The following is a 20,738-nucleotide window of genomic DNA, read 5'->3' on the forward strand; positions in this document are numbered from 1 at the left end:
TTTATATTCAGTAATTTACGCTTGTAATACATTATAGTGACAGAACCAGCAGAAACCGGAGAAAAACACGGCCGCCCCTGGTGGCGATGGCTTATATGGATTATTGTTGCGGTGCTTCTTTTGCCCGTAATGGCTGTTTTATTACTGCAGCTGAACGGAGTTCAGAACTACCTGAGAGAACAGGGAGAATTATACCTGCGGAAGAAACTGCATACAAAAGTACAGATCGGTTATTTGCGCGCACGGGGCTGGCAATACCTGGAGCTTCGTAACGTTTACGTGGCAGACACTTCCAACCAGGCGCTCTTTTATACCGGTTCCCTGAAAGTACATTACAACCTTCTTTCCCTGATCAGCAATGAACTGAAAATAGACAAACTGGAATGGGATACCGTGCTGGTAAATGTATACCGCCATACCGGTGATTCCGCTTTCAATTACCAGTTTGCAGTAGATGCGTTTGTAACACCCTCCGATAAACCCGATACTCTTGCCCCGGAAACAGGCACCACCCTGCAATTCCGGCTGAAAGATATTTCCCTTCGCAAGGTGAAGGTAAGTTATATGGATGCCCCCGGCGGGATGTCGGCCATACTTACTTGGGACAGCTTGCATGTGGATCCGGACGACCTGCTGATTGATGATGGCATTTATGCGTTCAGGGGTATCGCCATCGACGGGCTAAAAGGCTTTTTCCGGCAACAATACATAGCACCTGCTGTTACTACTGCCGCACCTCCGCCGCCACCCGCCGATACCAACAGCGCCTCACTGCACCTACTGCTGAAAAAACTACAGATCAATAACAGCAGCTTCCTCTATGCAGATGAAGGCATGGGCATCTCCACTGCCTGGAAAATTGGCGCATTCCGGCTACGCAACAGCAGCCTGGACCAGGACTCCACCCGCATACAGGTGGGCGATCTGACGATCGGCAATACCGCCGGCCTGTTGATGATGGTACCCGGAAAAGACACGGCTACCTCTACACCAAAAGATACTACGCCAAACACCTGGCAGGTATTTGCGAACCAGGTAAATCTTGATAAACTGGCATTACGCTACGATAATGGCGGCCCGGCCCCCAAAGCAGCAGGCACCGATCCGGATTATAATCATCTGCTGCTGACGGCCTTCTCCAGTAAAATCAATAATATCCGGTATAAGCCCGACAGTATTATGGCTGGCATCAAATCGCTGACCGCCCGGGATAAATCCGGCTTTACCATCCGTAAAGCCAATATGGATGTCTTGTTTACACCTTATTCCCTGGCACTGCGTAACTTCCTGCTGCAAACAAATAAAAGCATTTTCCGCAAACAGGTAATTGTAACCGTTCCTTCCTGGTCCGGCATTTCCGGTCACCTGGATCAACTTGGCCTGGACGCGAATCTCGATTCTGTACAGGTAGCACTGGGAGAGTGGCTGCCTTTTGTTCCCGATGCCCGCAAAAACAAATCATTTGCACCCCTCTGGAATAAACAACTAACGCTGGCGGCTATATTAAAAGGTAACCTGGGAGAACTGAACATCAAACAATTGTACATCAACGATCACGAAGGCAACCTTATTAAAACAGACAACGGCCAGGTGTTCCATGCCACCGACCCCGACCGCCTCAGCGCCAATCTTCCTTCCCTCTATATACAATCGGGCAATAAGCCCCTGCGTGCCTGGCTACCCGCCGGCACATTACCGGATACGCCCCGCCTGCCGGAAAACATGCTGATCACCGGTATGTTTAAAGGAGGCATGAAAGACCTTGTAACGCAATTACAGCTGAAAAGCGAAACTGCCAACGCCAATATTAACGCACAACTGGTAAATATCACCGACAGCGTCCGCAGCAGCTACACTATCAGTATTCCATACTTCCGCATTAACCCGGGAGCGATGCTTTATGACACCACCTACGGCTGGATGTCCGGAAAACTGAGCGCTACCGGTCAGGGCTATACGATAAAACAAATGGTGGCAAAGGCCGCCGCCCAGTTGGATGAGGCTACCTATAACGCCTATACGTACCACGATGTAAGCGTAACTGCCGGTATCAACAACGGCGCCTTTGAAGCAAAAGGCGAAAGCGCAGACACGGCCATCACCGCTAACTTTGATATCAGCGGGCAACTGGTGGATACTACCATCCAGGCGCTGAAAGCAAATATGGAACTGACAAAGGCCGATCTTTATGCCACTCATTGGTATACAGAACCATTAACGGTGCAGGGAAACCTCCTGGCGGATTTTAACAGTATCGAGCCTGAGCGTATAGAAGGCGGCGCCTTCTTAACAAAATGGCAGATCGCCACCCAGGGACAGGTATTCCCGCTGGACAGCATCTCCCTGACTGCTGAATACAAAGATCAGCAATACCTTACTTTAAAAAGTCCGTTCGGCCTGATCAGCGCTAACGGTCATTTCGATTATACAAAAGTGGGCTCCGCGTTCACCAATATTATCAACAAACCTCTGCTGCCGGCAGACTCTGGCCGCATTGTAACTGTGCCCTCCGGGCAAATGCTGCAATGGAACGCATCCCTGCTGTGGCCCAAAAGCCTGCAGCAGATGATCCCCACCCTGCGCATGGAAGTGCCGCTGATAATGAACGGGCGCCTCAATAGCGACAGCAGCCTGCTTACGCTGAATGCGTATCTTCCAAAAATTAATTATGATTCCCTTCAGGTTGATAGTCTCCGCCTGGGCGTGGCTATCCAGGATAGTTCTTTTCGGCTGGGCGCTTCCCTGGCCCGTATGGCGCATCCTTCATTCCCGCTGCAGCACACCTTTCTTACTGCATATGCCAATACCGGCGTGGTTGATTTTGATGTGGTGCTGGATGATGTTAAAAGACAACCCAAATATAAAGTGGGCGGCATTTTCACCTTCCTGAAGGAAAACGCCATGCAGCTGTCCCTTAAACCAGGACTGTTGCTGAACAAACAGGAATGGACAGTGGCAGAGAATAATATTCTCCGGATGAAAAATGGCGCTCCCGATACCGCTAACATCAAACTATCGCAGGGCGATCAATCCATACAAATTGCCACCCAGGCAGATACCAGCGCCACTCCTGCGCTCCAGGCCAATATTGCCAACTTTAAATTGTCTACCATCACCGGCCTGCTGGCTACCGATACGTTGCTGGCAAACGGCATCCTGAATGCAGAAGCAACCGTGCACAACTGGAACCAGTCGCCACTCATACATGCCGTGCTGAAAATAGACAGTCTAACGGTGAAGAACACACGCATGGGCACCCTTGATGCCAATGTGGAAAACAACGGCCCTGGTCAGTATAAACTTACAGCGGGGCTAACCGGGAACGACAATGATATCAAAGTAGATGGTACTTATGATAGTACCATCAATGCCCAACTGGATATCAATAAGCTAAGTGTTGCCTCCCTGGAACCTTTTACAATGGGCAATGTTACTCATATGTCCGGCAACGCTACCGGCCAGTTTAATATTACCGGCACTCCATCTGCGCCAAAAGTATTGGGAAGCCTGCATTTCGACAACGCCACCGGCATGGTGACCATGATAGGCAGCACTTTTCATCTGCCCGATGAAGACATTGTAATAGATGAACGGGGCATACAACTGAATAACCTGGTAATAGCAGACAGCGCTAATAATGAACTGGTGGTGGATGGCCGTATCAATACCCGCGATTTCACCAGGTACAATTTCAATCTCGATGTTACTGCAGACAACTTCATGGCATTGGGCCGGCAGCAAAATCCTGATCAGTGGATTTATGGCCCGGCTTATATCGACAGTAAAGTGAAAGTCCGCGGCACAATGGACCTGCCAAGAATTGACGCGGTGGTAAAGCTGCGCGATAAATCGAGCGTTACCATGACCTTACCCCAGGAAGAACCCGGTCTCGCCAACAGGGAAGGAGTGATAGAATTTGTAGATAAATCCAATCCTATAGACTCCGCGTTGCTGGCCCGTGAGGATAGCATCAAATTTAAAACTACCCGCTTAAAAGGCATGTTCCTTTCCGGTAACCTCGATATCACGCCGGAATCCGTCATCAAAATTATTATTGATTCACAAAACGGCGATTATGTGCAGGCAAAGGGAACCGCAAGTATCAACGCTACCCTGGATCCCAGCAGCAAACTAAGTCTTACCGGCCGTTATGAAATCACGGAAGGTAAATACGAAATGTCGCTGAACCAGCTCATTAAACGTTCCTTCGACATAGAAAAGGGAAGCTTCATTTCCTTCAATGGTGATGCAACCAGCGCCGATCTGGATATCACCGCCAAATACACAGTAAATGCACCGGCTTACGACCTGGTGGCGGATCAGCTCCAGAGCATGTCTGCCGAACAACGCAATACTTACAAACAACGGATGCCCTTCCAGGTATACCTGATGATCAAAGGTAACCTGATGAAACCGGATATCAGCTTCCGGCTGGATCTGCCAGAAAAAGAAAGGAACACCCTCAACGGAACCCCGTATAACCGCCTGAAACAGATCAACCAGGTGCCATCCGAACTGAATAAACAGGTAATGGGATTACTGGTTCTGAATTCCTTTATCCCGGACGACCCGATGAGCACCCTCGATGGCGGTACCGGCGGAGGCGTTGGGCAGGCAGCAAAAAACAGTGTAAGTAAAATACTTTCACAACAGCTCAATAACATGGCCGGTAACCTGATCAAAGGAGTAGATCTCAATTTTGATCTGCAAAACCAGGAAGATTATTCTACCGGTACTGCACAGGAAACTACCAACCTGAAAGTAGGCGCTTCAAAACAACTGTTCAATGATCGTTTAACCGTTTCCGTTGGGTCAAATATTATGCTGCAGGGTAATCAGCAAAATGCCAGCTCATTGATCGGTGATATTTCTGTAGAATATAAACTTACCCGCGATGGCCGTTACCGTATAAGGGTTTACCAGCGGAACGACGGTCAGACAATCATCGAAGGACAGGTAGTGGAAACAGGCGTAGCCTTTGCACTGATCATGGATTATGATGAGTTCCGGGAGATCCTGCAACGGTCTAAATCCGATACTAAAAAACAAAAACTGCGCGACAGCAAAAAAAATAAAAAGGACGATAAAAATACGACAACGCCCGATGCGAAAAGTAAATAGCCATATAATCATTTACTGTAGCCTGATATGCCTGGTTTACCTGGCAGTCAGCTCCTGTAGTACCACACGGACCGTACCTGAAGGCGACCGGCTATATACTGGCAGCGACATAAAATGGATCACAGATACTATCGTAAAAAAGAAGCCCAAAGACTACAGCAACCTGGTTGATGGAATGAATAAAAGGATCCGTCCCAACAGGAACCGTAAATTCCTGGGTATGCCCATAAAGCTCTGGCTGTATAATCTGGGCAACGAGCCAAAAGGAAAAGGATTAAATTACCTGCTGCGTAAAAAGTGGGGAGAGCCACCGGTATTACTAAGCCAGGCCAAACCGGATTACACATCTGAAGTATTGGAGGAATACCTGGTAGATAACGGTTATTTCCAGGCAGGCGTGACGTCTGCTGTTAAACTATCCGGGAAGAAAAAGGCATCTATCAATTATACTGCTACTCCCAATCACCGGTACACTATTAAAAGTGTTACCTATTTAACAGACAGCAGCGCCATCGGCAAAACAGTAACATATACCAAGCCGGAAAGCTCACTGATCATCGGGGCCAATTATTCACTGGATTCCATAAAGGCCGAACGTGAACGCATACACGCCGCATTAAAAGAACAGGGCTATTATTATTTCACACCTGATTATTTACTGGTACAGGTAGATAGTACCAATAATGGTACTGTTGATCTGTTTGTGAAGATAAAAGATAATACCCCGCTGCTGGCGCTCCGCCCATACAAGATGCATGATATTATATTGTTCCCCGATTATTCGCTGGACAACGATTCCGCTTCCACACAGGGAACACCGGTAAAATACAAAGGCATCTATATTGTAGATTCCGCCCATCGTTTCAAATCTTCTGCATTTGACCGGTCTGTTTTTTTACGCCCTGATAGTTTATATCGCCTGAGCTCACATAATATCACGCTGCAAAGACTAATTAACCTGGGAGTATTCAAATTTGTAAAAGGACAGTTCTCCCCGGTACGCGATACCTCCGTTCACAACTTAACAGGCAGCGTATCAAACGTTAGCGGCAGGAGAGATAGCACCAGTCGCAGGGACAGCTCCGGCAGGAACTTCAACCGGCGGGATGCCACCTATACCCGCGATACATCGCAGGCCGGCAACTACCGCGCAATGGTCAGCAACCGGGTGGCCCTCGACAGCGGGTGGCTGGATGCCAGGCTTTTTCTGACACCCTACAAACGCCGCTCCCTTCAAACAGAATTACGCGGTACCTCCAAATCAAATGGATTTATTGGCTCCCAGATACAGATAACGGCTAAAAACCGCAACTGGCTGCATTCTGCGGCATTACTGGAAATAGGCTTACGTGGCGGGCTGGAATGGCAAACCGGCAATAAAAGCTCAGGAGGCTCCAACTCATATGGCCTGGGCGGAGAAGTAGCTGTTACTTTCCCCCGGTTCATCACTCCTTTCAGGGGATTAAACATTCGCACTCCTTATGTTCCTAAAACCAGGATCAGCGCCAGCTACGAATTATACAGCCGTACAGACCTGTATAACCTTAATGCATATACGTTGCAGCTGCAATACCTTTGGCAGCGCACACAATACCTGAGTCATATTTTTGCACCCATTGCGCTTACTTATGTGTTGCCTACTAAAACAACGCCCGCATACGACAGCATCCTGAAAAATGACCCAGGTCAGCGTAACGCTATTGAAAAACAGTTCATCCTGGGAGGCAATTACACCATTACTTACAATAACCAGCAGGCTAACCGGGTTCACAGCTTTTACCTGAGTGGTAATATTGATATTTCCGGGAACATTGCAGGCCTCATCATTCCAAAAAATGATACCGGCCAAAAAACTTTACTGGGAAATTCATTTGCGCAATACGAAAGGTTCACCGCCGAAGCCCGGCACTACTGGCAGTTAGGCAAAGGCAAACAATGGGTAAACCGGTTGCTGATCGGGTATGGTTTGCCATATGGCAACTCTTCCACACTGCCTTTCGTGAAACAGTTCTTCACCGGGGGAAGCAGCAGTATCAGGGCTTTCAGGGCACGTACCCTGGGGCCGGGGTCTTTCCATAACCCTGCGGTGGATACATCTGCCCTGTTGGCCAATGAAGCGGGCGATATTAAACTGGAGTTCAACTCTGAGTTGCGTGTGCACGTTACCAGTGTATTCAACGTGGCGGCATTTATAGACGCAGGAAATATCTGGTTACAGAAAGAGGTACCGGATAAACCAGGTAGTAAATTTGCCTTCAATACTTTTTATAAAGATATCGCCGTAGGCGGTGGCGTCGGTTTGCGGGTGGATGCGTCTATCGTGGTGGTACGGCTGGATCTGGCAATGCCATTCCGTATTCCTTATTTGCCCGAAAACGAGCGCTGGGTGTTTGATAAAATAGATTTTAGCGATCCCGACTGGCGCAAAAAAAACCTGATTCTCAATATTGCCATCGGGTATCCGTTTTAATATTACGGGGAGATGGTTTTAAGATCATCTCCCCGTAAATACATACTCATAGCACATCTTTCAGGTGCTTATAGTTCGATTTCACCGCATCAAATACATCTTCATACCGTCCGCTCAGGATTAGTTTTCCCATCCAGAGCGCAAAACCTTTCATCTGCGCAAATTCCACTTTCGGCGGCATTGCCAGCGATTCCGGGTTGGTGAACACATTTACCAGCACAGGCCCAGCTGTTTTAGCCGCCTGCGATAAAACGCTTTCCACTTCTTCCGGCTTACGGATCGTAAAAGCGGTGAAACCCATGGCCTCCGCTACGGCGCCAAAATCAGGATTCACCATATCCGTTTGCCAGTCGGGGATGCCGGCTACTTCCATCTCCAGTTTTACCATGCCCAGGGCGCGGTTGTTAAACACAATTACTTTTACGGGGAGTTGGTATTGTTTTATTGTCATCAGATCCCCCAGCAACATCGTTAACCCTCCATCGCCACACAGCGCATACACTTCCCGGCCCGGTTGTGCCAACGCCGCGCCAATAGCCTGCGGCATGGCATTGGCCATTGAACCATGATTGAAGGATCCCAACAGCGTGCGTTTACCGGTACCTTCCAGGTACCTGGCCGTCCAAACATTCGTCATCCCGGTATCCACCGTAAAAATGGCATCGGTGGCAGCGATCTTATTGAGGGTAGAAGCCACAAACTCCGGGCTGATGGCATTTTCTTTCCCGGTATCTTCTACATAGGTCTGCATTTTCTTTTGCACTTCCTTGTAAAAGGCTACCATTTCATCCAGGAAATCATGGTCTGTATTTTCTTTCAGCATAGGCAAAAGCGCCTTCAGTGTATCGCCGATATCCCCGCACAGCCCCATCTCCAGGGACGCCCTGCGGCCCAGTCTTTCCGGTTGTATATCTACCTGGATTATCTTCGCTTTTTCAGGAATAAACGGAGTGTACGGAAAATCTGTACCCAGCAACAGCAGTACATCTGCCTCGTGCATACTTTTATAGGCGGATGCCAGGCCCAGCAAACCGGTCATGCCCACTTCATTTGGATTATTATACTGTATCCCCATCTTGGCGCGGAACGAATAGGCCACCGGTGCTTTTAACAACGCGGAAAGTGCCACCACTTCATCATGCGCTTCCACGGCGCCTAATCCACAATAAATGGCTATTTTCTTTGCTTCTGAAAGTAAGCCGGCCAGTTGCTTCAACTCAGGGGCAGAAGGACAAATAACCGGTTTCGGACGATAAAGCTTTGTAGCAGTAGGAATATCCTTTGCATCGGCGGCAGCTACATCTCCCGGTAATCCTAAAACCGCTACGCCCTGCTTATGTACCGCATGTTGTAAAGCAGCCTGCAACATGCGCGGCGCCTGTTCTGCTGTAGCGGCCACCTGGTTATAATGACTACAATCATCAAACAACTTGATGGTATTGGTTTCCTGGAAATAGCCGCTTCCGAATTCATTGGTAGCACAGGTAGAGGCAATGGCCAGCACCGATGCCCCGGACCGGTGCGCGTCATATAATCCATTGATCAGGTGTACATGCCCCGGCCCGCTGCTGCCGGCACAACAAGCCAGGCCGTTCAGCTGCGCTTCCGCACCCGCAGCATAAGCGCCTGCTTCTTCATGCCTTACATGAATCCACTGGATCCGGCCATCCCGGCGCACGGCATCGTTAATATGATTCAAACTATCGCCGGTTACGGCATAAATACGTTTAATGCCGGCCATTGCCAGCATTTCTACCAATTGATCCGCTACAAGTTTTGCCATATAAAATTTGTTAGAATGAGTGCCTGATAAAAACAGTTGATCTCCCACATTGTTCAACTATGTGCCATTCATCAAATTCACCGTATACCGCTGGTAAAAGCATCGGAAAATTGACTTATTTTTAGACTATTGTCTAAATCGCTATCCGCATGTATATCCCTGCACCCTCACAACGCAATTGGGTACTGCTGTTCATTATCCTGGTAATGGCAGGCGCCTCTTCCTGTAGCCGGAAAATCACCGAAACAGGAAAAGCTTCCTATTACGCCAATTCTTTCGACGGTAAACGGACGGCAAGTGGTGAAACCTTCCGCCAGCGGGAACTTACAGCCGCGCATAAAACACTTCCCTTTGGTACCCGTGTTACCGTTATCAATATTGCAAATGGGAAAAGCGTAAAGGTTCGGATCAACGACCGGGGCCCGTTTGTACCAGGCCGGATTATTGATCTGTCGCACAAAGCCGCCTCCAGGATAGGCATGCTCAATACCGGTGTTGCCAATGTAGAAGTGAAATACAAAAAGAAGAAAAAATAAGCAGGAGTGAGGAGCCCCACTCCTGTATACAATTATCCTAACTGGTGTACGCCACCCTTATGTGCTGTATCACTCCGTTGATCATGCGGACCTTCAGCAAATTCTTCGACCATTTTCCTGCAAAATGCTGGTAAATCCTTTGGGGTACGACTGGTAACCAATCCTTTATCTGTCACCACTTCCTCATCTGTCCATAAAGCTCCCGCATTTTCGAGATCTGTTTTCAACGAAGGGTAGGAGGTTACTTTCCGGCCGTCCAGCTCCCCGGTTTCAATTAAAGTCCATGGACCATGACAGATAGCTGCAATAGGTTTGCTTTCATCAAAGAACCCGGTAACAAAGGCGATCACACGATCATTTGTGCGCAAATGATCCGGATTCATTACTCCTCCTGGCAATACAAGCGCATCATAGCTGGAGGCAACCACATCTTTTATGTTCTTATCTACCGGATAATCTTTTCCCCAGTCTTTCTCCGCCCAGGCACGCACCGTTTTCTCTTCCGGAGAAATAATATCTACGGTAGCCCCTGCATTCTTCAATGCTTCCAATGGTTTTGTAAGTTCTACTTCCTCAAATCCATTGGCTACCACCATGGCTACTCTCTTATCTTTTAATTGGTTTTCCATAAAATAATGTTTTAAATAGTTTGAAAATATCCAGCCTCCGGCAGATAAATACCGCGGCAATATATTCCTCTGCCACAAAAACGATTCCCTTTGTAATTCCTTATGCATAAGGTCTTTTTTATAAGATCTGTATGTTAGCGCCCGTATAATTTAATGCACAAACTGTTGCGGAAAACGGATTCTCATTCGTTTGTAATTTTTTTCTTTCTCAATTGCATTTGGGAACAGATGCTGCTTTATTTGTTGCCATACAATTAAGAACAATGAACAAGAAAACACTTCTGGCAGCGATGCTGGCTATTGCCTTCGCTGCAAACAACACATTTGCACAGGTCCCCGTGGCAGAGCTTCCTGGCTTTACCGCCTATGCCGATCCGGTAGAAGAACATGTTGAAATCAATGAGCGCTACGGCGTTGTTCACTGGACGGATAACAGTAATACTGTCAACTTTTATTTTCATGTAGCCAATCCCGGCTCCCTCAAAGTTTCCTTACAGGCAAAATCAGATGCCGGAAGCAAGGTATTGGTTACCGTAAATGGAACAGAAAAAATAGTTAGCATTCCTGCCAATAATGATTTTGTAAATATTCCTGTGCTGCAAACATCCGTTAAGAAAGCAGGCTTCTATTGCGTGTCATTGAAAGGATTGGAGAAGAAAGGAGATGTATATGCAGATGTAAAAGGTATTGGTCTTTCCGGCGCCGCTGTCAAAGATATTCAATATAACGCCAAACCCTGGCGCCGCGCGGCTTCCGTACATTTAAACTATCCTGTTCCTGAAGATAAAAATGTAGAATGGTTTTATGGGGAAATTAAAGTTCCCGAAGGAGAAGATAAACTGGGTACCTATTTTATGTCGTGCGGATTCCACCGGGGCTATTTTGGAATGCAGGTTAATTCACCCACGGAAAGAAGAATTATCTTTTCTGTTTGGGATGCGGGAGGGGAGCCGGAAGAACGGAGTAAGGTAAAATATGAAGACCAGGTTGTAATGCTTGCCAAAGGAGATAGCGTAGAAGCCAGCGGCTTTGGTGGGGAAGGAACAGGAGGGCACAGCCACTGGGTATATAACTGGAAAGCCGGGGATACCTATCGTTTCCTGATGCACAGTGTGCCAACAGGAAATACCACCACTTATACCGCCTATTTTTATGTGCCCGAACATAAGGAGTGGAAACTGATTGCCAGCTTCAGGGCCCCCAAAGATGGTAAGTATATGGGGCATCTTTATTCCTTCCTGGAAAACTTCTCCTTCGAAAATGGGCATCTTGGCCGTAAAGGATACTTTGGTAACCACTGGATAAAAACCAACACTGGTGAATGGATAGAGCTTACAAAGGCCAAATTTTCAAATGATGCTACCGCCAAAGCAAAAGACAGGCTCGACTTTGGCGGCGGTTCAGAGAACGGCTGGTTCTATTTATGGAACAGTGGTTTCAAACCTGCCAATGCAAAATACGGAGATCTGTTTGAGCGTCCTGCAACCGGTAAACCCCCGGTGATTGAATTACCACGGTTCTGATAATTCATAGGGCGGCGTTTGTTGTTTAACCGGTTGCTTAAGCAAATGAAAGGCGCTGTTATCCCGCAGGTCTTGTGGCGAAAGGCTACTTAAATTGTTTTTTGCATGATTACGCTGATCAGGTTGATTTTTCAGCTGTCTTACAGAACCGTAACCGGTGTTGCGTTGGAAAGATTTATCCTTTCCTGGATATATTATGAGAATTTACGGCTACCATGAAATCGTGTCGTTTATTATACTGCCATATCCTATATTAATACCCGTCGCCCGGCATTTTTTAGCCGGGCGATTTTTTTCCACCAAAAGAAAATTGCCCCACGTTTGCTGCATCAACACCAATTCTTCTATCTCATCAAACTTCTTTTTCCATCTTACCCCGCTCAAACAAATCTGCATTCTTCTATCTCACCAAAGAGAATCAAACCCGAACCAGTCAGTCTATATGTCCTATAGAATTTAAGTGGCGCATTTATTTTTACGCTTTACCTCCCGTTTTCGGTTCAAAACTATCTTCATAATTTTCTGTCACTGAAATAATTATTGGAACGTAGCGGTTGTTCGCTCTGCTATTTTGGTTTAAATTCGGTAATCAATCCTGATAACACCAGCGCATATGGCCTTCAAAAAGAAATTGCCTATTCCCGGCATGGTACAAGTACTAAACCCATTCAAGGTGAAGAAGCAACGTATCATGAACTTTAACCCGGCAGAAGGTGTAACCACCAGGAAACCGGCGGCAGAAACCAAGATCACCGTTTTTGATTACAACGCTAACCTTTGTTCAGAGCTGGTGCTGAATAAAATAGAGGATACTTTCAGGTATGCAACAGCTCCGCAGTTAAGCTGGATCAATATCGACGGCATCAGGAAGGAAGAGGTGCATGCCGTATGTGAGCAATTCATGATACACCCTTTATTGGAAGAAGATATCTTAAGTACAGGGCAGCGGGCTAAAATGGACGAGATCAACGACCGGATGTTTTGTTTACTCCCGATGATTTACTTCAACAGTGAAACTTCGTCGATCGATCTGGAACAGGTGAGCATTGTGCTCGGCAGGAATTTCGTGATCTCCTTCCAGGAAGATCCCGCACGGGATGTATTCGATCCCGTGCGAACCAAACTGTTAATTACAGGATCCCGTATCCGCAATGGCGGAGCTGATTATCTCTGTTACTCTTTACTGGATATAATTATCGACAACTATTTTATTGTAATGGATAAACTGGGAGAAAGGATAGAAATGATGGAAGACCTGGTGCAGCATCAGCCTAATACCCGCACACTGGCACGGATCAATTATTTACGACGCCAGGTTTTCCTGTTCAAAAGAGCCATTGCACCAGTGAGGGAACTGGTAAATGGTTTCCTTAAAAGCGAAAATGATCTGCTGGATGATAAGGTGACAAAATATTACAAGGACGTATACGATCACATCATTCAATGCAACGACCTGGCAGATAACTACCGGGATATGGTATTGAATTTACAGGAGATGTACCATACACAGTTAAACCTGAAGATGAATGAAATTATGAAAGTGCTGGCGGTAGTAACTACGTTGATGGCTCCGCCAACACTACTGGCTGGTATATACGGAATGAATTTCCAGCACATGCCCGAACTGGCATCCCCTAACGGGTACTATTATACCCTGGGAGGTATGGGTATCTTACTGGTACTAATGATCCTGATTTTCCGGAAACGAGGCTGGTTTTAGCCTTTCTTTTTGTACACAGGTACAGTAGAACAGGGTTCTCCATACATAATGCTCTTTACCACGGGACGCAACAAACGGGTAATTTCTGCATAGGCTATTTCCCCCACGCGTTTATCACCACATCCTTTAATTACAATCCTTTTATCAGTAAAAGCGGAGAGGTCAATTGTGCCCAGGTTCCTGAGATAGAGGGTATTATAGATAAATTCCGCATTTCCGAAAGCTGCATAAGCCGCTACCGGTTCCAGGTTAGTCATTACAAGCATATAAGCCCATAAAGGAACAACAGCATCTGCAGTGCATACCAAGCCCACATTCTTTCCGCGGTATTGCTCCCAGTCGTGCGACTGCATCGCTGCCCGGAAGTCCTTTTCCTTCAGGATAAGCCCCATAAACAGGTAATCCTTGATGTCAAATACTACAATTTCTCCCTGGGGATAAAACTGCTCCAGGTCAATCGTTTCTAACCCACTCTGCGCTACTTTATTTATGATTTCGTCCATTTTATCCATATTTAAGGATACAAATTTACGAATATCAGGGGAGGAATGTGAATAACCGCAGCGCAAACAAAAAAGGGAAGCAGTATTGCCTCCCTTTTTCTTATGTCAGTAAAAATGTAGTGATTTAGAAGAATTTACCACGGGTATCCTTCACGTCGCTTTTCTTTTTCAACACTTCAAACAGTTGTTGATCTAACATGGATTTAACCCCCTGTTCGTAAGCGGCCTGTTGTGAAGCAACGTCCTGGGCAGGCTGACCAGATGGCTGGAAGCTGTCTACCTTAATTACGTATACGCCCGCATTACCTTCGATAGGAGCAGACACTGCTGCTGTACCCCATTTCTTATTGAAAGCTGCGCCGGCAACGCGTGGCTCAAAGCCCAATGAAGCGATAAACGGAGTGGCGAAAGAAACGCCCTCTGCCTTGAGCTCTGGTTGGTTAGTTGCTTTAGCGGCTGCATCCAGTGTGGCAGGAGTTTGCAGTTTAGCAATGATCTGTTCTGCTTTTTTATGCTTTTTAACTTCTGCTTCTACCTGGGGTCTTACATCAGCCAGCGGAGCAGTACCTTCTTTACGCACGCTGGTTAAAACAGCAACTACGTATTTGTCGTCGAAGGTGAATACTTTACTTACATCTCCCTGTTTGGATTCATAAGCCCAGCGTACCAGTTCACGTGACTGTCCGATACCGGGGATAACAAAATCCATAGGGCGTACATTATCCGCAATTCTTTTATTCAGCTTCTCCTGTTGCACTGTTTTTTCAAAGGAAGCGGCATTACCGCTCTTACCTGCAAAGCTGCTGGCGGCACTGAAGGCGTTGTTATTTGTTTCCTTGCTGGCCTCTACAGATTTACCCAGGTAAGCTACTTTAACAGCAGGACCAATATTCTTCTGATCCATGATTTGAATAACATGGTAACCAAACTGGGTTCTTACTACTTTAGTCTGACCTTTTGAGCCATCGAAAGCAAAATCCTTAAATTCAGGAACAAATTGGGAAGATGGTGTCAGATCATATTCTCCTCCGGTCTGCTTGCTGCCCGGATCATCTGAGAACTGTTCAACCAGGGCTTTGAAATCGGCGCCGCCTTTAACTGCCAGCTCAAGGCTATCAGCACGTTTTTTGGCAACAGAGTCCGGTAAACCGCCCTGAGCGCCGGAAGCGATAAGAATGTGGCGAACTTTTACGCTATCCGGCATATTCTTACGATCCACCATTTTTGCAAACACGATCAGGTTGTTATCATAATATGGTCCAAAAACAGCTCCTACAGGCAGATTCACGATAGAATCCTTCATGGGAACTTTAGCTTCGTTTTTAGAAACATATCCGTCGTAATATTTAATATCTGAGTTACGGTTTAAACCCGGCAATATTACTACCGGAGGTAGTATCCAGTTCCTGCTTCATTGCCATGATCTGTTGAATGGCTGCAGCAGAATCAGCGGCGGAAGGAATAGCATCAAAAGATACGTATTCAATTTTACGGGATTCTTCTACTTTAAACAGTTGTTTGTGGTCCTGGATAAAACGGTCCAGTTCCGCATCAGTAACCTTAATAGTGGAATCAGCAATAGTTGCATATGGAACACTTACATAAGATACTGTGGCTGTCTGGCTGTTATCTTTCTGTTGTTGTTCCGCCAGCCATTTAGGATAATATATACCTTGTTTAATAAGGGTCACATATTTTAAACGCTCCTGGTACTTGGCAATGTAACTTTCCAGCTGATGTAAGCCTTCCCGGATCTGCGGATTGCTGCCGGCCTGTGAAATGGCCTGTTGCAAAGCATTACGGTCAAACTGGCCATCACGGGTAAACTGTTGTACAACTACCGGGTTAGGGTTTTTACCTTTGATCTGGTCAACTACTTCAGCCTCTGTTACGTCGATACCCAATGTTTTATACTGGGCCTGCATAATTTGTTCATTCAGAAACTCGTTCCAAACCTGCTCGCGGATATACTGACGTGTTTGTTCGTCAATATTGGGCATTTGCTGACGCGCATTATTTTCCGCGTCCTGAATACGGCGCTGATACTCTGATAAATCGAGATCTTCACCATTTACTTTACCCACGCTTGTATCACGACGGGATAGAGAACTTTTGCCAAAAAAGGCATCCTGCAACAGGAAACTAACAATAGCCAGGCAAATCACTACAACGATCACGACGGCATATTTGTCCCTGATTTTCTGAATTACTGACATATATTATATAGTCTACATTTTTAAGGATAGCAAAAATAGAATAAATAAACTGTAACTGCAAAAGAGTATTTTTTTACTTCAAACCCAATGCAGTAAAGGGTTTCAGGTTATTATAACACTTTCGTGGACTATGTAAGATTCACAGGTTTTCCACATGAGGGGCATCTGGTCAGCTTCTTTTTCCGCAAATACCATATATTTTTAAACCCCGATGGGAACAGCAGTTTAATCGGAATTAAGTGTCAGAAACTTAAAAAAGGTTATACACAAATGTTAAAAAACATTTTTCCCTATCCACATAAAAATGTGAATAAAAAGGGGCTAATTCGCTGCTGTATGCATTTTGACCATTTTTCATTCCTTGAAGTTTCTTTTCCACAATTGATGTGTAAAAACCCCTGTAAAACGCAAAATAAGGTGGGAAAACAGGCATCAATCCACAGGTAAAACTAATTTTGTTATTGTAGTAAAATTTACCCTTAAAAATCAAAGCCCGGAAATGTGAATAGTAAAAGCCTTCTTTTAACAATTTCCTAATACACTACTGACGGAAAAGATTTTCACGCCAGAGGATATCCACGTATGTGGATGAAAGTACCTAAAATCAATATTGACGCGGAATTGGCATGTTAATTTCGTGTGGAAAGCGTAGTAAAAAGGAATAACAACTACATTTGTACACGAGCCGGAAATTAAATTTCCACATATTCACAGCCCTAATAGTAGTGGGCTTTTTCTTTTAAATATTTAAATAAGTATATAGCTATGATTATGGAAATCGCTGAAGCGAAAAAAAATTTGCAACACAACGGATTTTTGGATATATCAGTCGACCCTTCTCTGGATTTATTTGAAGCGATAGAAGATTTGAAAAGGAAAAAAAATGCGATTGTTCTGGCGCATTATTACCAGGAGCCGGATATCCAGGATATAGCAGATTATATTGGCGACAGTTTGGGGCTCAGCCAACAGGCCGCCAAAACGGATGCCGACATAATTGTTTTTGCCGGTGTGCACTTCATGGCGGAAACTGCGAAAATTCTGAGTCCGCAGAAAAAAGTATTATTGCCTGACCTGAAAGCGGGTTGTTCCCTGGCGGATAGTGCTCCTCCTGAATTGTTTAAGAAGTTCCGTGACCGCTATCCTGATCATATTGTGATTTCGTATATCAATTGCTCAGCGGGTATCAAGGCGCTTAGCGATATCATTTGCACGAGCTCTAATGCCGAGAAAATCATTGAAAGCGTTCCTCACAATCAGCCCATCATATTTGCACCTGACAGGAATTTAGGGGCTTATCTGATCAAAAAAACGGGTAGAGACATGGTTTTATGGAACGGCGCCTGTATGGTACATGAAATTTTCTCCCTGGAAAAGATCACTAAATTGAAGGTTCGTCACCCGAAAGCCAAAGTGATAGCGCATCCGGAATGTGAACCGGCAGTGCTGGCAATCGCTGACTATATCGGATCCACTACGGGGTTACTGAAATTCAGCCAGAAAGATGATGCCCAGGAATATATCGTAGTTACAGAAACGGGTATACTTCACCAGATGCAAAAAGAAAATCCGGGTAAAACATTTATTCCCGCTCCGCCTAATAATGCCTGCGCGTGTAATGATTGCCCACACATGAAATTGAATACGCTTGAAAAGCTTTACCTCTGTATGGAATACGAACAGCCGGAAATAACCATGGAAGAAAGCCTGAGAATAGCAGCTAAAAAGCCAATTGAGCGGATGCTGGAAATCAGTGCTCAAGCTGGACTTTAATATAACTGTTTGATTTACAATTTTATTTAGATTTCATTTTTATTATATAAAATAATCTCTTATTAACGAAGGCCGTGAGAATTAAATATTCTTACGGCCTTCGTATTTAGGTAGGAATTAATTAATTCTCAGCTCGTTATAAAGGCGCTGAGAAATTCATATCTGACCGGTGGTTTATAGGTTCCCCATTTATTCACCGTGTAAACAATTTACTTCTGTTTAATGTTGAAAACGCATCAAAACCGTTTATCAACGATCTGAGAATTAAAAAAAATAAATCATCGTTGGGTAAGTGAAGGAATTATCTGAATATTCAATTCTCAGCGCACTGCTATTGGCTTGAGAGTGCGATATTTTTGATCTTAATGTGAAGGGCTATTGAATTTATTTTTCTTAAGCTCCTGAACGCTGTTTTATGAAGGCCCTGAGAATTGATTATTTAGTTAAATGATTGAGTAACCCTGAGTTTCCCTTTTCCAGCACATTGTCACGTCATTCATTTTAGAATTTCAGCTGAAGTTTTTCTTCTTGGCGTGGGACTTTCGTTTTGATCGTTTGCATACGATTATATAAAACGTTTACTGTAATAAAGGCTTCAGATTGAGTTACCCGGAAGCTTTTAAAGAGGGCTGTGAGAATCCAATATTTTATATTTTACTGGGGTAACCACGTGATTTTTATTTTTACACGATTCTCAGCGCGCTTTCAATGCGTTGAGAATTAAGTGATAGTTGGGATACCCCCGGGTATACTTATTTCGTTCAATCCTCAACGCATTGAAAGCGTGCTGAGAATTGGATATTTCCTTATGTTACTGATAAACCTTACGGGATGCCTGTTTTATGCGATTCTAAGGATGCTTTGAACGGGCTGAGAATTGAATATAATATTTTCACCTTCCATAATGGAAACAAATAGTCGGATATTGAATTGTGGACGTCTTCACAATGCGCTGAGAATCAAATATTGCAGAACATAAAAGAATACCCTCAGGAAGAGCATGTTTAGTAGATTATCAGCTGGCAATAAGTAGTCTGAGAATTGAAAATTTTAAATTTTCCCGGGGCATCCCTGAAAAAATTCATTCCACATAATACAGGATGGATTAGCAATGCCAGGAGAATTGATTTTTTCCCTTGTATGTATACATTTACCCGGCTGTACAATTCTCAGCAGATCATTAGGGCGATAAGATTTGTGTCTTTAGAATGGTGAAGAAGGGAAAGTATCGTCGAATTATCTCAGTTTTTAGTGAAAGTTCCGGATTTTATGAGAGTTATCGTGAATTTAATCGTTGGAAAAGGAGTTGGAGTTAAGAAATTATAGTGCTTTGAACAGGGAAGTGTGGATAAAAACGGAGGAATTGGAGGTTATTTTCGAGGAAATCAGTGAAATTTTTTAGAAAATTCTTCAAAATAGGGCAAAATTTGAAAGAAAAAGGCATGTTTTCCGACGAAGACACCTTTTTTATAAAAAATTTTCTTGGTTTTAGTTAATGAAGAAGGGTAGAGGAGTTAAATTTCCTCTACCCAAATATGATCGGCTTCTGTTTTTCTGAGTGATAAATTATAACCGGCCACCATAATAGAGATTGGATCTCCCAGTGGAGCAATTTTTTCAATTTTCACTGTTTCACCTGGTACGCAGCCCATTTCCATCAGTTTAATATGAAGATCGTCTTTTGCAAATTCTATAATTACTGCACTTTTTCCTGTTGACAGGGACGATAATTTTATAACGCCTTTTTTCATTTCCTTCTTGTTAATCTGTTTAAACCTTATACCGGCATAATTGGGATGCATACCTATGAATGATAAACAAAGTTACCTCTGTATGGGCAATATGCAAAAAAGAAAGGTCCGGCAAAACAAAATTTCACTTTACTTTTACATCCACATAAATTTTTTGAACATAGATGGCCATTCAGTTTACATCGCATGAGGTAAAGGATTATTTAAAAGGAAAGCGCAATCTTAAGTTATTCCTTAGAGATCTTTTTGCGGCAGAGGGGCAAGGTTTGCAGAGTTTGCATTACATTTTTTGCTCGGATACTTACTTACTTGAAATTAACAAGCAATTTTTACAGCACGATACTTATACAGATATTGTGACTTTTGAGATGGGAGAGGATCCCGCAATTACAGAGGGGGAAATATACATCAGCATAGACAGGGTACTTGAGAACGCAGAGAAATTTAAGGTGCCTGTGAGTCATGAATTACATCGTGTGATTTTTCATGGAGCGCTTCACTTGTGTGGTTTTAAAGATAAAAGTAAAAAGGATGCGGCCTTAATGAGAAGTAAGGAGGATGAATACCTGAAGAAATATTTCGGTGAATAGATGTTTGTTTCTATTTAAAGATGTTCCACGTGGAACATCTTTTCCAGCAGCTATATTGATGAGTAGCTGGGTTCAAATAAATCTCGGAGCGTTGATACTACTTTCTTTGTATGGAACCAGTAA

Annotated in this window: 13 protein-coding genes; 7 read left to right on the top strand and 6 right to left on the bottom strand. The window is 44.7% G+C overall.

Annotated elements, in window-relative coordinates:
* Positions 1-36 precede the first annotated feature (36 nt).
* On the top strand, positions 37-5,121 hold the full coding sequence (locus VIM72_RS20000) for a translocation/assembly module TamB domain-containing protein (protein WP_332004593.1): 5,085 nt from the start codon (positions 37-39) through the stop codon (positions 5,119-5,121).
* Positions 5,105-7,591: a BamA/TamA family outer membrane protein gene (locus VIM72_RS20005; RefSeq protein WP_332004594.1), complete on the top strand. Its 2,487-nt coding sequence runs from the start codon at positions 5,105-5,107 to the stop codon at positions 7,589-7,591. Before VIM72_RS20000 ends, VIM72_RS20005 begins: the two co-directional genes overlap by 17 nt.
* A 46-nt stretch (positions 7,592-7,637) precedes the next feature.
* Here VIM72_RS20005 and VIM72_RS20010 read toward each other — a convergent pair whose 3' ends face one another.
* Positions 7,638-9,374, bottom strand: coding sequence for a thiamine pyrophosphate-dependent enzyme (locus tag VIM72_RS20010; protein WP_332004595.1), 1,737 nt, complete (start codon positions 9,372-9,374; stop codon positions 7,638-7,640).
* Positions 9,375-9,523: 149 nt separating this feature from the next.
* Here VIM72_RS20010 and VIM72_RS20015 point away from each other — a divergent pair, with 149 nt between their 5' ends.
* On the top strand, positions 9,524-9,910 hold the full coding sequence (locus VIM72_RS20015) for a septal ring lytic transglycosylase RlpA family protein (protein ID WP_332004596.1): 387 nt from the start codon (positions 9,524-9,526) through the stop codon (positions 9,908-9,910).
* Positions 9,911-9,942: 32 nt separating this feature from the next.
* Here VIM72_RS20015 and VIM72_RS20020 read toward each other — a convergent pair whose 3' ends face one another.
* On the bottom strand, positions 9,943-10,539 hold the full coding sequence (locus tag VIM72_RS20020) for a type 1 glutamine amidotransferase domain-containing protein (RefSeq protein ID WP_332004597.1): 597 nt from the start codon (positions 10,537-10,539) through the stop codon (positions 9,943-9,945).
* A 263-nt stretch (positions 10,540-10,802) separates the two neighbouring features.
* On the opposite strand from VIM72_RS20020, the gene VIM72_RS20025 reads away from it, so the two are divergent.
* Both VIM72_RS20025 and corA read left to right on the top strand, forming a co-directional pair.
* On the top strand, positions 10,803-12,062 hold the full coding sequence (locus VIM72_RS20025; protein ID WP_332004598.1) for a DUF3472 domain-containing protein: 1,260 nt from the start codon (positions 10,803-10,805) through the stop codon (positions 12,060-12,062).
* Between the two features lie 673 nt (positions 12,063-12,735).
* Entirely contained in the window at positions 12,736-13,782 is a 1,047-nt protein-coding gene (gene corA, locus VIM72_RS20030; protein ID WP_332004599.1) for a magnesium/cobalt transporter CorA, read from the top strand.
* Here corA and VIM72_RS20035 read toward each other — a convergent pair.
* The 3 genes from VIM72_RS20035 to VIM72_RS20045 all read right to left on the bottom strand — a co-directional run bounded on the left by VIM72_RS20035 (position 13,779) and on the right by VIM72_RS20045 (position 16,501).
* Positions 13,779-14,285 (bottom strand): DUF2480 family protein, encoded by a 507-nt coding sequence (locus VIM72_RS20035; protein WP_332004601.1) that lies wholly within the window; start codon positions 14,283-14,285, stop codon positions 13,779-13,781. The two genes, corA and VIM72_RS20035, sit on opposite strands and share 4 nt — an antisense overlap.
* Positions 14,286-14,409: 124 nt before the next feature.
* A complete protein-coding gene (locus tag VIM72_RS20040) occupies positions 14,410-15,588 on the bottom strand; it encodes a peptidylprolyl isomerase (protein WP_332004602.1) in 1,179 nt (392 codons plus the stop codon).
* Positions 15,589-15,643: 55 nt separating this feature from the next.
* Complete coding sequence (locus tag VIM72_RS20045) at positions 15,644-16,501, bottom strand: SurA N-terminal domain-containing protein (protein WP_332004603.1); 858 nt, start codon at positions 16,499-16,501, stop codon at positions 15,644-15,646.
* A gap of 771 nt (positions 16,502-17,272) precedes the next feature.
* On the opposite strand from VIM72_RS20045, the gene nadA reads away from it, so the two are divergent.
* Complete coding sequence (gene nadA / locus VIM72_RS20050; protein WP_332004604.1) at positions 17,273-18,274, top strand: quinolinate synthase NadA; 1,002 nt, start codon at positions 17,273-17,275, stop codon at positions 18,272-18,274.
* A 1,514-nt stretch (positions 18,275-19,788) separates the two neighbouring features.
* Here the strand turns inward: nadA and VIM72_RS20055 are convergent.
* Positions 19,789-20,025 (bottom strand): FeoA family protein, encoded by a 237-nt coding sequence (locus tag VIM72_RS20055; protein WP_142685526.1) that lies wholly within the window; start codon positions 20,023-20,025, stop codon positions 19,789-19,791.
* A gap of 164 nt (positions 20,026-20,189) precedes the next feature.
* Between VIM72_RS20055 and ybeY the strand changes: the two genes are divergently transcribed.
* Positions 20,190-20,615 (top strand): rRNA maturation RNase YbeY, encoded by a 426-nt coding sequence (gene ybeY / locus VIM72_RS20060; protein WP_332004605.1) that lies wholly within the window; start codon positions 20,190-20,192, stop codon positions 20,613-20,615.
* Positions 20,616-20,738 lie beyond the last annotated feature (123 nt).

The organism is Chitinophaga sp. (genome assembly GCF_036569185.1).
Lineage (GTDB): Bacteria > Bacteroidota > Bacteroidia > Chitinophagales > Chitinophagaceae > Chitinophaga.

What these genes read in the sequence shown, in the direction of transcription:
- VIM72_RS20045 (WP_332004603.1), bottom strand. Translation starts at nt 16,501, where the DNA reads ATGTCAGTAATTCAGAAAATCAGGGACAAATATGCCGTCGTGATCGTT.
- VIM72_RS20020 (WP_332004597.1), bottom strand. Translation starts at nt 10,539, where the DNA reads ATGGAAAACCAATTAAAAGATAAGAGAGTAGCCATGGTGGTAGCCAAT.
- VIM72_RS20040 (WP_332004602.1), bottom strand. Translation starts at nt 15,588, where the DNA reads ATGAAGGATTCTATCGTGAATCTGCCTGTAGGAGCTGTTTTTGGACCA.
- VIM72_RS20015 (WP_332004596.1), top strand. Translation starts at nt 9,524, where the DNA reads ATGTATATCCCTGCACCCTCACAACGCAATTGGGTACTGCTGTTCATT.
- VIM72_RS20035 (WP_332004601.1), bottom strand. Translation starts at nt 14,285, where the DNA reads ATGGACGAAATCATAAATAAAGTAGCGCAGAGTGGGTTAGAAACGATT.
- VIM72_RS20055 (WP_142685526.1), bottom strand. Translation starts at nt 20,025, where the DNA reads ATGAAAAAAGGCGTTATAAAATTATCGTCCCTGTCAACAGGAAAAAGT.
- ybeY (WP_332004605.1), top strand. Translation starts at nt 20,190, where the DNA reads ATGGCCATTCAGTTTACATCGCATGAGGTAAAGGATTATTTAAAAGGA.
- VIM72_RS20010 (WP_332004595.1), bottom strand. Translation starts at nt 9,374, where the DNA reads ATGGCAAAACTTGTAGCGGATCAATTGGTAGAAATGCTGGCAATGGCC.
- VIM72_RS20005 (WP_332004594.1), top strand. Translation starts at nt 5,105, where the DNA reads ATGCGAAAAGTAAATAGCCATATAATCATTTACTGTAGCCTGATATGC.
- VIM72_RS20025 (WP_332004598.1), top strand. Translation starts at nt 10,803, where the DNA reads ATGAACAAGAAAACACTTCTGGCAGCGATGCTGGCTATTGCCTTCGCT.
- nadA (WP_332004604.1), top strand. Translation starts at nt 17,273, where the DNA reads ATGGAAATCGCTGAAGCGAAAAAAAATTTGCAACACAACGGATTTTTG.